The following is a 13,453-nucleotide window of genomic DNA, read 5'->3' on the forward strand; positions in this document are numbered from 1 at the left end:
AACCACTACCCTTAGACCTGTTTGAATTGGAATTGCTATGCCGCGCTGCTCTGTCTTGGAAATTGAAGCTGCCAGTAAATTGGCGCTCGAAGCCTTTGGTGCGAAAGAATGGATTGCTGCTTCGGTGGCGCGTGCTGTCGCTGATGCGGAGGCTCATGGCAATGTGATTTGCGGGCTCTATTACCTCGAGAGTTATTGCCGCCAATTGGCCACGGGCCGGGTGAGCGGGTCGGTGGATCCAAAAGTGACGGCCGCCCGACCTGGCGCTATTCTGTCGGACGCGGGCTATGGCTTTGCGCAGCCGGCTTTTGAGGCAGCTTTACCCATGGCTGTGGCCGCAGCGCGCGAGAATGGCACGGCTTCGCTCGCGGTGGCTCATGCGCATACATGCACCTCTTTGGGATATTTCACCGCGCAATTGGCTGGCGAAGGTTTGATGGCGATTGGTTTTACCAACGCCAGTCCGGTTGTGGCCCCGCCGGGTGGCAATCAAAAGGTGATCGGCACCAATCCCATTGCCATGTCGGTGCCAGATGGCGCCGGTGGCCTTGAGGTGCATTTTGACTTTTCCACCTCTGCTGTGGCTTTGGGCAAGATCACGATGGCCAAGGCTGCTGGGGAGGACATTCCTTTGGGTTGGGCTGTGGATGCGCAGGGCGTGGCCACAACGAATCCGGACGCAGCGCTGGGCGGCGCTTTGGTCTCAGCAGGCGGCTATAAAGGCTGGGGGTTTGGCATATTGGCCGAGCTCCTCGCAGCTGGGATGACAGGGTCGGTCAACTCCTTGGATGTGGGTGGTTTGAAACTGCCCGACGGTCCGCCGCATGGATTGGGGCAGTTCTATCTCATTTTGGATCCAAGCACGTATCATGACGGATTTGCCGATCGTCTGGCGCGGCTTGCAGATGCCGTGGCTTTGCAGGAGGGCGCAAGGCTTCCTGGCAGTGCCCGCAGCCCTATGGCGGAAATTGATGTGCCCGATGCGCTCTGGGACTCGGTGGTTCAGTTGGCGCATGGTCCGCTTTAGCATGTGATTTAGGCTTTTTGTGTCAGCAAGACGCCTGCGGCCATGAGAAATAATCCGCTGAGACGGGTCCAGGTGAGTGTGATTTGCTGCGCCCCAAAAAGTCCGAAATGATCGATTGCTGCCGCTGAAATCAATTGGCCAATGAGCACAAAGAAAATAGCATTTCCAACGCCAAACTTGGGCGCAATCGCGGTTATAGACAGCACATAAAACGCCAGTAAGACCCCGGCAAAGAAAAGATGTTTTGGTGCTGTTGTGAGTTTGACCAGAGCACCGGGCCCTTGGGTGATGGCCACCAGGCTGGCGGTTAACAGGCCCACAGCGATCAATACCACTCCGGCGAGCATGGGCGCGCCAAGAGTTCGGCCGAGGGCTGCATTCATCGCCGCCAAGACTGGTATACCGATCCCCGCCGCAAGCATTGTAATCGCATAAAGTGGCATAATCGGAGGTCCTTTTTCTAGGGTCTATAGATCAAGCTCTTCAACGAATTTTGCGTTGGCTTGTATGTATTCAAACCGTTTTTCTGGCTTTTTGCCCATCAACCGCTCAATGAGATCTCCGGTCTCGCCGGGCGTGTCTTCATCCACGGTGACGCGGATCAATTTGCGTGTCGTCGGATCCATTGTGGTCTCTTTGAGATCCTTGGCGTCCATTTCTCCCAGACCTTTGAAGCGGCTGACGTCAATCTTGCCCTTGCCACCCAATCCCTTGGCCAGCCAGAGGTCTTTTTCTGCCTCATCCAGGCAATACACCCGTTTTGCCCCCTGCGTCAGGCGAAACAGCGGGGGGCAGGCGAGATAAAGATGGCCGGCATCGATCAGCGGCCGCATTTGTGAGAAAAAGAACGTCATCAAAAGGCTGGCGATATGGGCGCCATCGACATCTGCATCGGTCATAATGATGACCTTTTCATAGCGTAGATCGTCAATATTGAACTTTGTACCAATCCCGACGCCGAGCGCTTCGCAAAGGTCACCGATCTCAGCATTAGAGCCGAGTTTATTCGAGGCGGCGCCTAGGACGTTGAGGATTTTTCCCTTGAGCGGCAAAAGTGCTTGGTTGACGCGATTGCGCGCGCCTTTGCCTGATCCGCCGGCGCTGTCGCCCTCCACGATGAATAATTCCGTGCCCTCGCGGTTTTTTGAGGTGCAATCTGTGAGTTTGCCCGGCAGGCGCAATTTTTTGGTGGCAGATTTGCGCTGGGTTTCTTTTTCCTGCCGGCGGCGCAAGCGCTCTTCTGCGCGCAGGACTAAGAAATCAAGAATGGCTCCGGCCGATTTCGTATCGGCAGCGAGCCAATTGTCAAACCGGTCACGGACAGAGTTTTCGACCAAGCGCTGGGCTTCGACAGTGGCCAAACGGTCTTTGGTTTGGCCAACAAATTCGGGCTCGCTGATGAAACAAGAGACCAGCGCGCAACCGCCTGTTGTGAGGTCATCACGGGTGATATTGCTGGCTTTTCGGTTATTGACCAATTCACCATAGGCTTTAATGCCTTTTAAGATTGCGGCCCAGAACCCGCTTTCATGGGTGCCGCCTTCTGGAGTGGGAACGGTGTTACAATAGGATTGGATAAAGCCATCACGTGACGGTGTCCAATTGACCGCCCATTCGATCTTACCGGGCACATTGAAGCGCTCTTGAAATTCCACGGCACCGGCGAAAGGGGCCGCGGCATAAGTGCTGGCTTTGCCCAGGGTCTCCACGAGATAGTCCGACAGGCCACCGGGGAAATGGAAGGTTGCTTCGCGCGGTGTATCGCCATCATCAATCTCGGTTTTCCACCGAATTTCGACACCCGAAAATAAGTAGGCCTTGGAACGAATAGAGGCAAAGAGGCGCGCAGGTTTGAAACGGTGTTTGCCAAATATTTGTTCATCGGCATGAAATGTGACCGAGGTGCCACGGCGATTGGGAGCGGCGCCAATCTTGGCAATTGGACCCAGCGGGATGCCGCGGGCGAAGCGCTGTTCGTAGAGTTCGCGATTGCGGGCGACTTCGACAACCATAGAATCGGAGAGCGCATTGACCACAGAGGCACCCACCCCATGCAGGCCCCCGGAGGTTTGATAGGCCTTACCAGAAAATTTACCACCCGCATGTAAGGTGCATAGGATCACCTCAAGAGCGGATTTATCGGGAAACTTCGGATGGGGGTCAACAGGAATACCGCGGCCATTGTCGCGGATGGTGACGGAGTAATCTGCGTGCAGCTCAACTTCGATGCGATTGGCGTGGCCCGCCACCGCCTCATCCATCGAGTTGTCTAAAACCTCGGCCACCAGATGGTGCAAGGCCCGTTCATCGGTGCCGCCGATATACATGCCCGGCCGTTTGCGCACCGGCTCTAGACCCTCCAACACCTCAATGGAGGCGGCGTCATAATCCGTATTTGCGGCCGAAGATAATAGGTCACTTGCCATGGGGCTGCTCTTTCTTTGATTGACGTTATTCATGGCAGAAGTTGTAGGGCAAGAAAAGACCTGGCACACCGGGTGATCCATATTCCTTGCTGATTTTACCACTGGCCAGGCCGCCGGCTTCTGCGTAAGAGAACGAGATGAAAAAAGCCTCTGCGATCACATTTGAAGCACGATCTTTATTGATCCTGGGACTGCCCTTGGTGGGCAGCCAAGTGGCGCAATTTGCCGTGCATACAACCGACACACTAATGCTGGGCTGGTATTCGGTTCTGGCACTGGCGCAGGTGACTTTGGGTGCTCAGGTTTGTTTTATCGCCTTTATTGCAACGTCCGGTTTTGCTTTTGCAATTTTGCCGATGGTGGCCAAATCTGTGGCGGAAGACGATTGGCAATCGGCCAGGCGCGCTACGCGCATGGGGCTTTGGGTTTCCACCTTGGCGGCGGCTTTGTTATTTTTACCGATGTGGTATGCCCGGCCTCTGCTCGAGGCAATGGGGCAAGATCCAGTAGTGGCGCAGGGCGCGCAGGATTATCTTCGCATCGCCGGGTTTGGCCTATGGCCCGCATTGTGGGGACTGGTGCTGCGCAGCTATCTTTCGGCGCTGGAACATGCAGGGATCGTGCTTTGGGTGTCGCTCTTTGTTTTAGTGGCCAATGCGCTGATCAACTACGCGTTAATATTTGGGAATTGGGGCTTGCCGGAGTTGGGGCTGCAAGGCGCGGCGATTGCTTCTGTCATATCCCAAATGCTCGCGCTGCTTGGATTCGTGATCTACATTCAACGCAATTTTCCCGAACAACAGATGTTCGCTCGCTTCTGGCGCTTTGATGGCAGTGCGGCACTTGCGGTCACCCGGCTTGCGGTGCCCATCTCAGCTACGGCCTTAGCCGAAAGTGGATTGTTTGCGGCATCCGCTTTTATGATGGGCTGGCTTGGACATTTGGAGCTGGCGGCTCATGGCATTGTGTTGCAGCTGGCGGCGCTCAGTTTCATGGTGCATATGGGGTTGTCGCAAGCTGGCACAGTGCGTGCGGGCAAGGCCTTTGCTCGGCAAGATTGGCCGTCGGTCAGGCGCACAGCTTGGGTGACAATGGGCTTGTCGAGCGTTGCCGCTGTTGTGGCCATATTCTTTTTCTTGACGACCCCACAGTTTTTGATCCGTGCATTTTTGGACCCGCAGGACCCTTTGACCCCCGAAATTTTACGCATCGGCACGCTCTTGTTGATGCTCGCGGCACTGTTTCAATTTGTTGATGCCGCGCAGGTGGTGGCGCTGAGCCTCCTGCGCGGGTTGCAAGATACCAAAGTGCCCATGTGGATCGCCACGATATCCTATTGGTTGATCGGTCTGCCGATCAGCTATGTTTTAGGCTTCTGGTTCGCGTTTCAAGAAGCGGGCATATGGATGGGCCTGGTCTTTGGGCTTGGATGTGCCGCGCTCTTGCTTTGGCGGCGGTTTTTTCGATTGGCCCGGCGGTCTGCCTAGGCGCGGCCTTTAACGGCTGATCTGTGGCCCGTTGGCTTTTGATCACGCCATTTTTGCGGGTTCAAAAATACCTTGGTCGGAAGATCGTCACGGTCATAGCTCAGACTAGATCAGATTTTCACAAAATTCTTTGATCCTAGTACAAGCTTCCAACAGCTCAGCATCGGATGTGGCATAGCTCACGCGGAAATTTGGGGACAGGCCAAAGGCGGCGCCGAAGACCACCGCGACGCCGGTTTGTTCGAGCAGTTCGGTTGCGAAGGCCTCATCATCCGCAATTACGGCGCCGCTTGGCGTCTGTTTTCCAATGAGCCCGTCTATCGAGGGATAGACATAAAACGCACCTTCAGGCGTGGGGCAGGTAATCCCCTTGGCCTCATTGAGCATTTTCACAACCAAATCGCGGCGCCGGCTGAAAGAGGCATTGTTTTCGGACAAAAATTCCTGTGGGCCGTTCAAGGCTTCGACAGCGGCCCATTGGCTGATGGTGCAGGGGTTGGATGTCGATTGCGATTGGATTTTGCGCATGGCGGCGATAAGGGGCTCAGGACCGGCGGCATAGCCAATGCGCCATCCGGTCATCGCATAGGCTTTTGAGACACCGTTGCAGGTCAGCGTGCGCGGATAGAGCGCCGGCTCCACTTCGGCAGGCGTGCAAAATTTGAAGTCATCATAGGCCAGATGCTCATACATATCATCGGTCATCACCCAGACATCGGGATGGCGCAAAAGAACATCGGTTAGCGCCTTCAACTCGTCCCAATTATATCCCGCTCCGGTCGGGTTTGATGGGGAGTTGAAAATGAACCATTTGGTCTTAGGGGTCAGTGCTGCTTCGAGCTGCGCGGGCGTGAGTTTGTAATTGTTATCTTGTGAAGTTGGGGCAATCACCGGGGTGCCGCCTGCCAAAAGTACCATGTCGGGATAAGAGACCCAATAGGGAGCGGGTATCACCACCTCATCGCCTGCATTCAATGTTGCGATAAACGCATTATAGAGCGTTTGTTTGCCGCCATTTCCAACAGTCACCTGCGCTGGGGTATAGGTCAGAGAATTCTCACGCAGGAACTTGGCACAAATCGCCCGCTTTAGCTCGGGCATCCCATCCGGTGCAGTATATTTGGTTTTGCCCTCTGCAATGGCTTTGACCGCTGCAGCTTTGATATGGTCTGGGGTGTCAAAATCCGGCTCGCCGGCTGCAAGTGCGATCACGTCGCGCCCTGCCGCCTTTAATTCTGCCGCCTTGGTTGATATAGCAATGGTGGGAGAAGGTTTCACCCGTTCAAGCGCGGAAGATAAAATATACATGAAGGCCTCGTGATACATGTGATCCTAGAATCTTAGATTGAGGTGCACAGCGCTGCAAGGCGAAGTGATTGGAAAGAGCGAAATTATGGAAAATGAATCTGATACGAAACTTGATTGGTATGGCCCCGACGCAGCCACGTTTGGTGATCGCGTTCTTGGAGCGCGGGAAAAGGCTGGTATGACCCAAGCGCAACTGGCGCGCCGTCTTGGCATCAAACTGGCCACTTTACAGGCCTGGGAGGAGGATCGTTCTGAGCCGCGGGCCAACAAATTGCAAATGTTGACTGGAATGCTCAATGTCTCCTTGCCCTGGCTGTTGAGCGGTGAAGGGATCGGACCGGAAGCGCCGACCACGGCGCCGTTGTCCGACGATATCCAAACAATTTTAATTGAAATGCGTGCAATAAAAACGGATATGAATCGCACGGCCGATCGGCTGAGCAAATTGGAGAAACAATTAAGATTGGCCATAAAATGATTGAGCTGCATGATCATAAGATCAAACGCCTGAAAATGCGTTCAATGCGTCGTGGAATAAAAGAAATGGACCTTATTTTAAGCCATTTTGCTCAAGGCGCCTTGGACCAGATGACTGACGAAGAGCTGGTGAAATATGATCTATTGCTGGCTGAAAACGATCACGATCTTTACTCTTGGGTGACCGGAACTGCCGCAGCTCCCGCAGAATGTGCGCCGCTGATCGCCCAAATTGTCGCGGGTTTGCAGAGTCCACGTGATTAAATTCATCTCGTTTAGATAATATTCGCGAATTTCCTCGATACTGCTGAACGAAGCAGCGTGAGAGGCGATCAATGAGTGACGATCCCAAAACCAGCAAGAGTTTTATGACCCATTACTTGGAGAGTTTGGCTCTGGTCGAGCGGCTCCATCGTTTGTTGTTGGATTTTATCAAAGATGAATTTGAGCGGGTTGGGGTGATCGAGATTAACCCCGTGCAAGCTTTGCTAATATTCAACATCGCAGACAATAAGGTCACCGTGGGCGAGTTGAAGAGCCGCGGATATTACCAGGGTTCAAATATCAGTTATAATTTGAAAAAATTGGTGGGTATGGGTTACATGCACCATGAACGGTGTAGGGCGGACCGGAGGTCGGTCCGCGTGACATTAACTGATAAAGGGCAACATGTGTGAGAGCTTGTGCATGAATTGTTCGAGGGTCACGCCGATGCGTTGCAATCGGAGGGCGTTTTGCACGGCATCGGGGTCGAGGATATAAATGAGGCGCTGCGGCGCATGGAACAGTATTGGGGCAAGCAGATTCGATTTATTTATTGATCTAGTTGGCTCATGCTCAAAAATTCCAATTCACGCAGTAATTTTCGGCTCATGGCGCGCTCATAATCTTTAAAACCGATGGCAACTTCGGAAAACGCGCCTGGCCCAGCCAGCACGCGATGCGCAAAATAGGCGGTTAATTCGGCAATGGACAGCTCCGCATGCGACAGCCGGGAGGTGGCATCAACACCAATGATCAATGCGTTGATGACGATATCTCCAATCTTCTCGGGGCTGTTGACGTGATGGGGTTCTGGGCCTGTGTTGTTTTTCCCATCACCGGAAATATCCAAAGTGCGCTTCCAGCAGTCCGGCTGTTGGTTTAAAAACCCGGCTCCGACCTGGATCGCCTGACCCAAAGCGGTGGTTGGTGGGGCGGTGCGCCGCGTGGTGGATTGCAGCTTTTCAGACACAGCCTCGAGGCGTGACGGGCTTGTGATGTCTGTCCACTCAATAAGAACGCGCTGATAGTCTTGACCGCTCCATTCAAAAACTAAAATCCGGACGGGTGCATCCGGCAAGCGCATCAGACTGGCGCGGACATCATCACTGACCAAGGCTGCGGCCAGACCCCGCAGTTGCAGTTGATATTCACCCTCATCGACAGATCCCGACACATCCAGGCCCAAAGCCAGGGCCTGGCGGCAGGCGGTATCAGCGCCCGCGGCACCCGTGACCCAAAGCGTAAAAGAGAGGGCGGCGAGGGCTTTGCACAGACGACGACTCACCAATGTCCGATATTTTCCATACTCGCCCAGGGTTCGGCCACAGGCAGATTGTCACCCTCTTGCAAGAGCTCAATTGAGATATTGTCTGGGCTGCGGACAAAAGCCATGCGGCCTTCGCGCGGTGGACGATTGATTGTGATGCCATTGTCCATCAGATGCTGGCATGTGGCATAAACATCCTTCACCTCATAGGCCAAATGTCCGAAATGTCGGCTGTCTGACGGCAGGCCCTCATCACCATCCCAGTTGTAGGTCAGTTCCACAGGACATTCGGGTTGGCCAGGAGGCGCCATGAAAACCAGGGTAAAACGTCCAGCTTCATTGTCCCAACGGCGCGTTTCTTCGAGACCCAGGAGGGCAAAAAAAGCGATAGAGGCGTCTAAATCGGCCACCCGGACCATTGTATGTAGATATTTCATTTGCACTTGCCTTTATATAGTAGGTTCATCCTTCAGGTTACTCCATATATAGTGCTAAGGGAATCGCTCCAGAAGGGGTTAACTAAGGGAATAGTGATGCTGCTGACACCAGAACAACAAGAAGAAATTGACCAGCTGCGATCAAATCCTCAGCTTACCCTGCGGGCTGTGGCTCCAGGTATGGAAGATCATCTTTACCGCGCAAAGCCCGTTTTGGATCATGGGTTTGTGCGGGTTATCGACTACATGGGTGATGATGCCGCCATCTGCCAAGCTGCGCGGGTCAGCTACGGTAAGGGGACAAAATCCGTGCAAAATGATGCGGGCCTTATCCGTTATTTGATGCGCCATTGGCATTCTACACCTTTCGAGATGTGTGAAATCAAACTGCATGTGAAATTGCCGGTTTTCGTGGCGCGCCAATGGATTCGGCATCGCACCGCCAATGTAAATGAGTATTCAGCGCGCTATTCGATTCTCGACCGAGAGTTTTACATCCCAGAACCGGACTCTTTGGCGGCGCAATCAGTGGTGAATAACCAGGGCCGCGGGCAGGTTTTGCAAGGGGCGGAAGCGGCGCGGGTTTTGGAGATTTTGAAATCAGACAGCAACCGCGCCTATGACAATTACGAGGCGATGATCTCGGATGAGGGGCAGGATGGTTTGGCCCGTGAATTGGCTCGAATGAACCTGCCGGCCAATATTTACACGCAATGGTACTGGAAAGTTGATCTGCACAACCTGTTTCACTTCTTGCGTCTTCGGGCCGATTCACATGCGCAATATGAAATAAGGGTCTATGCTGAGGCAATTTGTGAGATGGTGCGCGACTGGGTTCCTGCGGCCTATGGCGCTTTTGAGGATTATCGTTTAGGCGGCGCGGTATTCTCTGCCAAATCGGTGGAATGTCTGAAACGCATGCTTGCTGGTGAGCCTGTCACGCAAGAAGATTCAGGTATGAGCAAGGGTGAATGGAGAGAGTTTGAAGCCGCGATTGGGCGTTAACGCCCAAGCGCATGGCACAAAAGTAAACGGGTTGGGCGCGGCCCAACGTTTAGCGGATCACTGTCCGCTCTGGCTGCAGCTTTGCGCGCTTATTCGGCGTTGCTCAATTCACCAGCCATTTGACGCCCGTCGCGTCCTTCGACCAGCTCATAGTTTATTTTTTGGTTGTCAGCCAAGCTTGTCATTCCAGCGCGCTCGACGGCCGAAATGTGGACAAACACGTCACTTCCTCCACCTTCTGGTTCAATGAACCCGAAACCTTTTGTGGTGTTGAACCATTTTACTGTGCCCAAAGGCATATCATATTCTCCCAAGTCATAAGTACACGCCCGTAGAGTTGCGGACGGCATCCCGCGGCTGAATGGCAAAAATTCTCACGAAAATCCTGTTATTCAGATGCGATACCTATACAATTATGCGATTAAAAATAAAATCAAGGGAAATTTTATGCAACTATATGGATTAAAAGCCTGCGACACCTGTCGTAAAGCTAGAAAAGCGCTGCAAAATCAGCAGGTCGATTATATCGATGTGCGGGACGGGTCGGTGCCGTATGCAGTTCTTGCGGCGGCTCTTGCGAAGTTTGGAGATGCTCTGCTGAACCGTGCTTCGACCACCTGGCGCGGCTTGGACGCGGTGGCTCGGGCCGGTGATCCACTGGCCCTCCTCAAGGCGCATCCTGCGCTGATGAAACGTCCGTTGATTGTTCACGATGACGGAGAAATGACGCTCGGCTGGAAGCCTGATGTGGCGGCTTACTATGCGGCCCTGCCGGGCGCATAGCTGCCCAATGCGATGATCGGGCAGTTTTCTGGTATAAAGTGGCTTTGGATTTTACAGCAAATCCGGTGGTGTGGATTCGGTTTTGAGCGCCGCCACAAGTTGATCAAGTGCCACAACTTCACTATTTTTGCTGCCCAAGCGGCGCATTGATAGGGTCCGGTCTGCAACCTCTTTCATCCCCACCGCGAGGATCACAGGTACTTTAGCTACGGAATGTTCGCGCACTTTGTAATTGATTTTTTCGTTGCGGGTGTCCGCTTCGGCCCGGACGCCTACAGCGCGCAAAGCCGCAACGGCCTCATACACAAATTCATCGGCGTCTGATACAATGGAAGCCACAACCACCTGCCGCGGTGCCAGCCAAAGGGGCAAGCGCCCGGCATGTTCTTCGATCAATATCCCGATGAAACGCTCAAAAGACCCCAGGCAGGCGCGATGCAGCATGACCGGCCTGTGCTTGTTGCCATCTTCGCCGATATAGCTGGCGTCTAAGCGCTCGGGCAGAACGAAATCCACCTGATGGGTGCCGCATTGCCAATCACGGCCAATGGCATCGGTCAAAACAAACTCCAATTTTGGACCGTAGAATGCACCTTCTCCGGGGTTCATTTCGGGTTCAATACCTGCCTTGCGGGTTGCGGCCAGAAGAGCGGTTTCCGCCCGATCCCAGACCTCATCAGAGCCGGAGCGCTTTTCTGGCCGATCACTGAATTTCACGCGGAAGGATTCAAAGCCAAGATCTTTATATACAGAGGTTAGATAGGCGATATAGAGAGCGGTTTCTTCTTCGATTTGGTCTTCACGGCAGAAAATATGCCCGTCGTCTTGCGTAAAGCCGCGCACCCGCATGATGCCATGAAGTGCCCCTGACGGCTCGTAGCGCGCGCAGCTGCCAAATTCAGCCATGCGCAGCGGCAGATCTCGGTAGGATTTTAAGCCTTGGTTGAAAATCTGCACATGACAGGGGCAGTTCATCGGCTTGAGCGCATTAACGGCCTTTTCGCGGGCATGCTCCTCATCCACTTCGACGATGAACATATTCTCTTGATACTTGTCCCAATGGCCCGAGGCCACCCAGAGCTTGCGGTCCACTACCTGCGGGGTGTTGACCTCAACATAGCCGCCTGCGCGTTGTTTGCGGCGCATGTAATCTTGGAGTTCGGTGTAGATGGCCCAGCCGTTTGGATGCCAAAAGACCTGTCCGGGTGCCTCTTCTTGCATATGGTACAAATCCATTTCGCGGCCCAGCTTGCGGTGGTCGCGTTTGGCGGCTTCTTCGAGCATATGCAGGTGAGCTTTGAGCTTTTCTTTGTTGGAAAATGCAACCCCATAGATCCGTTGCAACATCGCCCTATCGCTGTCGCCGCGCCAATAGGCGCCGGCCACATTCATCAATTTAAACCCATCTGCGGGCACTTGCCCTGTGTGTTGCAAATGTGGTCCACGGCACAGATCTTGCCAGTCACCGTGCCAATACATTCGCAGCGGTTCGTCGCCAGGGATGGCGTCAATCAGCTCCACCTTATAGGGCTCTCCGGCGTCAGTATAATGTTGCACCGCGCGCGCGCGATCCCAAACTTCGGTGCGGACTGCATCGCGCTTATTGATGATTTCCTTCATCTTTTTCTCAATCACGCCCAAGTCTTCTGGGGTGAAAGCCTCTTTGCGATCAAAGTCATAATACCAGCCGTCTTTGATCACCGGACCGATCGTCACCTGCACATCAGGCCAAATTTCCTGAACCGCACGGGCCATGATATGGGCCAAATCATGCCGGATCAGCTCATTGGCCTGAACCTCATCTTTCATGGTATGAATCGCGATCGTGGCGTCGGTCTCAATTGGCCAAGTCAGATCAAAATGGGCACCATTCACCGTTGCGGAAATGGCCTTCTTCGCTAAAGAACTGGCGATATCAGCAGCCACTTCGGCGGCGGTGATGCCGGCCTCATAATGGCGGATAGAATTGTCGGGAAGGGTGAGTGAGATTTGGGCCATCACGGGCACTCCTCGTCAGTTTGGCGCCCACGGAACGCCCGGTTGCGGGTATTTGGTTCGGCTGCTGTTTGGCGTTTTTGCATTTGGCTGTCAACCACCCAAACACTGGGGCGCGTTGCGGCCAATATGACACAGGCCCAGCCGTTGGCACCGCAGGGGCGCGAAATTCCATTGTCAGGACCCATTGTGCAGATAAAATCTGGCTCAAACTTGGGGGTGCGCATGAAATTTTTGACAACGGATTCAGGTCGAAGAATTGCCTATGCGCAGAGCAAAGGCATCGGGCCCGGTGTGGTGTTTTTGGGCGGGTTTATGTCCGATATGACAGGCACCAAAGCGCTGCATTTGGAGGCTTGGTGCAAGGCAGAAGGTCGCGGGTTTTTGCGGTTTGACTATTCTGGGCACGGCGCGTCTTCGGAGGCCTTCACAGATGGGTGCATTGGCGATTGGGCGGAGGATGCGCAGTCGGCGATTTGTGAACTGACCGAAGGGGCACAAATTTTGGTTGGCTCATCTATGGGCGGATGGATTTCCCTTTTAATGGTGAAACGGATTCCAGAGCGAATTGCAGGGCTCGTGACCATCGCCGCGGCTCCGGATTTTACGGAGGATGGGTTTTGGGCAAATTTCAACGCTGACACTCGCAAATTTTTGACGCAAGAGGGGCTGGTTAATATTCCTTCGGATTATGGCGATCCCTATCCGATCACCAAGCGCCTGATTGAGGATGGTCGGTTACATCTTGTTCTGCGCAGCCCGTTGAATTTGCCTTTTCCAACGCGATTTTTGCAGGGTGATGAGGATGAAGAGGTGTCTGTTGAACTGGCGCAACGTCTTTTTGCGCTTGCGGCTGGCGACGACATTCAACTGCGCTTGCTCAAAGGCGGTGATCACCGATTTTCATCTCCCAGGGCTCTGGCCTTGACCCAAGAGGCGATAACGGATGTGATTGGGGCTATTAAGGCAGAATGAAT

The 13,453-nt window shown here is 53.8% G+C and carries 14 protein-coding genes and 1 pseudogene; 8 read left to right on the top strand and 7 right to left on the bottom strand.

Annotation, left to right across the window (positions count from 1 at the left end; all coding sequences use genetic code 11):
* The first annotated feature begins 37 nt into the window (after positions 1-37).
* On the top strand, positions 38-1,027 hold the full coding sequence (locus tag ABLW18_RS07855; protein ID WP_347824265.1) for an Ldh family oxidoreductase: 990 nt from the start codon (positions 38-40) through the stop codon (positions 1,025-1,027).
* Positions 1,028-1,035: 8 nt separating this feature from the next.
* On the opposite strand, the gene ABLW18_RS07860 is transcribed toward ABLW18_RS07855, so the two are convergent.
* Complete coding sequence (locus ABLW18_RS07860; protein ID WP_347824266.1) at positions 1,036-1,470, bottom strand: DMT family transporter; 435 nt, start codon at positions 1,468-1,470, stop codon at positions 1,036-1,038.
* Between the two features lie 24 nt (positions 1,471-1,494).
* Positions 1,495-3,453 carry a DNA topoisomerase IV subunit B gene (gene parE / locus ABLW18_RS07865; RefSeq protein ID WP_347824267.1) on the bottom strand — a complete coding sequence of 653 codons (1,959 nt, stop codon included), beginning with the start codon at positions 3,451-3,453 and terminating at the stop codon, positions 1,495-1,497.
* Between the two features lie 137 nt (positions 3,454-3,590).
* Here parE and ABLW18_RS07870 point away from each other — a divergent pair, with 137 nt between their 5' ends.
* The gene (locus tag ABLW18_RS07870; protein WP_347824268.1) at positions 3,591-4,940 is read left to right on the top strand and encodes an MATE family efflux transporter; all 1,350 of its coding nucleotides are present in this window, start codon (positions 3,591-3,593) and stop codon (positions 4,938-4,940) included.
* A 105-nt stretch (positions 4,941-5,045) separates the two neighbouring features.
* On the opposite strand, the gene ABLW18_RS07875 is transcribed toward ABLW18_RS07870, so the two are convergent.
* Entirely contained in the window at positions 5,046-6,248 is a 1,203-nt protein-coding gene (locus ABLW18_RS07875) for a pyridoxal phosphate-dependent aminotransferase (protein WP_347824269.1), read from the bottom strand.
* Positions 6,249-6,333: 85 nt separating this feature from the next.
* On the opposite strand from ABLW18_RS07875, the gene ABLW18_RS07880 reads away from it, so the two are divergent.
* The 3 genes and pseudogenes from ABLW18_RS07880 to ABLW18_RS07890 all read left to right on the top strand — a co-directional run bounded on the left by ABLW18_RS07880 (position 6,334) and on the right by ABLW18_RS07890 (position 7,546).
* Positions 6,334-6,726, top strand: a complete 393-nt coding sequence (locus ABLW18_RS07880) for a helix-turn-helix transcriptional regulator (protein WP_347824270.1) — start codon at positions 6,334-6,336, stop codon at positions 6,724-6,726.
* Complete coding sequence (locus tag ABLW18_RS07885; RefSeq protein ID WP_347824271.1) at positions 6,723-6,989, top strand: succinate dehydrogenase assembly factor 2; 267 nt, start codon at positions 6,723-6,725, stop codon at positions 6,987-6,989. Before ABLW18_RS07880 ends, ABLW18_RS07885 begins: the two co-directional genes overlap by 4 nt.
* 71 nt (positions 6,990-7,060) lie before the next feature.
* Positions 7,061-7,546: pseudogene (locus ABLW18_RS07890) on the top strand (winged helix DNA-binding protein).
* Here ABLW18_RS07890 and ABLW18_RS07895 read toward each other — a convergent pair.
* Entirely contained in the window at positions 7,540-8,274 is a 735-nt protein-coding gene (locus tag ABLW18_RS07895; RefSeq protein WP_347824272.1) for a DUF1194 domain-containing protein, read from the bottom strand. The pseudogene ABLW18_RS07890 and the gene ABLW18_RS07895 sit on opposite strands and share 7 nt — an antisense overlap.
* The gene (locus ABLW18_RS07900; protein WP_347824273.1) at positions 8,271-8,699 is read right to left on the bottom strand and encodes a VOC family protein; all 429 of its coding nucleotides are present in this window, start codon (positions 8,697-8,699) and stop codon (positions 8,271-8,273) included. The genes ABLW18_RS07895 and ABLW18_RS07900 overlap by 4 nt, the downstream gene beginning before the upstream one ends.
* Positions 8,700-8,789: 90 nt before the next feature.
* Between ABLW18_RS07900 and thyX the strand changes: the two genes are divergently transcribed.
* Positions 8,790-9,698: an FAD-dependent thymidylate synthase gene (gene thyX, locus ABLW18_RS07905; protein ID WP_347824274.1), complete on the top strand. Its 909-nt coding sequence runs from the start codon at positions 8,790-8,792 to the stop codon at positions 9,696-9,698.
* Positions 9,699-9,787: 89 nt separating this feature from the next.
* On the opposite strand, the gene ABLW18_RS07910 is transcribed toward thyX, so the two are convergent.
* Positions 9,788-9,997, bottom strand: coding sequence for a cold-shock protein (locus tag ABLW18_RS07910; protein WP_347817074.1), 210 nt, complete (start codon positions 9,995-9,997; stop codon positions 9,788-9,790).
* A gap of 148 nt (positions 9,998-10,145) precedes the next feature.
* On the opposite strand from ABLW18_RS07910, the gene ABLW18_RS07915 reads away from it, so the two are divergent.
* On the top strand, positions 10,146-10,481 hold the full coding sequence (locus ABLW18_RS07915) for an ArsC/Spx/MgsR family protein (RefSeq protein ID WP_347824275.1): 336 nt from the start codon (positions 10,146-10,148) through the stop codon (positions 10,479-10,481).
* Between the two features lie 51 nt (positions 10,482-10,532).
* Here ABLW18_RS07915 and thrS read toward each other — a convergent pair whose 3' ends face one another.
* Complete coding sequence (thrS, locus tag ABLW18_RS07920; RefSeq protein ID WP_347824276.1) at positions 10,533-12,479, bottom strand: threonine--tRNA ligase; 1,947 nt, start codon at positions 12,477-12,479, stop codon at positions 10,533-10,535.
* Positions 12,480-12,701: 222 nt separating this feature from the next.
* Here thrS and ABLW18_RS07925 point away from each other — a divergent pair, with 222 nt between their 5' ends.
* A complete protein-coding gene (locus ABLW18_RS07925) occupies positions 12,702-13,451 on the top strand; it encodes an alpha/beta hydrolase (protein ID WP_347824277.1) in 750 nt (249 codons plus the stop codon).
* Positions 13,452-13,453: the final 2 nt, after the last annotated feature.

Source organism: uncultured Planktomarina sp. (assembly GCA_943788425.1).
Taxonomy (GTDB): domain Bacteria; phylum Pseudomonadota; class Alphaproteobacteria; order Rhodobacterales; family Rhodobacteraceae; genus Planktomarina.

Excerpts from the sequence above, each read along its gene's own strand:
- ABLW18_RS07855 (WP_347824265.1), top strand. The coding sequence starts at position 38 with ATGCCGCGCTGCTCTGTCTTGGAAATTGAAGCTGCCAGTAAATTGGCG.
- ABLW18_RS07860 (WP_347824266.1), bottom strand. The coding sequence starts at position 1,470 with ATGCCACTTTATGCGATTACAATGCTTGCGGCGGGGATCGGTATACCA.
- parE (WP_347824267.1), bottom strand. The coding sequence starts at position 3,453 with ATGGCAAGTGACCTATTATCTTCGGCCGCAAATACGGATTATGACGCC.
- ABLW18_RS07870 (WP_347824268.1), top strand. The coding sequence starts at position 3,591 with ATGAAAAAAGCCTCTGCGATCACATTTGAAGCACGATCTTTATTGATC.
- ABLW18_RS07875 (WP_347824269.1), bottom strand. The coding sequence starts at position 6,248 with ATGTATATTTTATCTTCCGCGCTTGAACGGGTGAAACCTTCTCCCACC.
- ABLW18_RS07880 (WP_347824270.1), top strand. The coding sequence starts at position 6,334 with ATGGAAAATGAATCTGATACGAAACTTGATTGGTATGGCCCCGACGCA.
- ABLW18_RS07885 (WP_347824271.1), top strand. The coding sequence starts at position 6,723 with ATGATTGAGCTGCATGATCATAAGATCAAACGCCTGAAAATGCGTTCA.
- thyX (WP_347824274.1), top strand. The coding sequence starts at position 8,790 with ATGCTGCTGACACCAGAACAACAAGAAGAAATTGACCAGCTGCGATCA.
- ABLW18_RS07910 (WP_347817074.1), bottom strand. The coding sequence starts at position 9,997 with ATGCCTTTGGGCACAGTAAAATGGTTCAACACCACAAAAGGTTTCGGG.
- ABLW18_RS07915 (WP_347824275.1), top strand. The coding sequence starts at position 10,146 with ATGCAACTATATGGATTAAAAGCCTGCGACACCTGTCGTAAAGCTAGA.
- thrS (WP_347824276.1), bottom strand. The coding sequence starts at position 12,479 with ATGGCCCAAATCTCACTCACCCTTCCCGACAATTCTATCCGCCATTAT.
- ABLW18_RS07925 (WP_347824277.1), top strand. The coding sequence starts at position 12,702 with ATGAAATTTTTGACAACGGATTCAGGTCGAAGAATTGCCTATGCGCAG.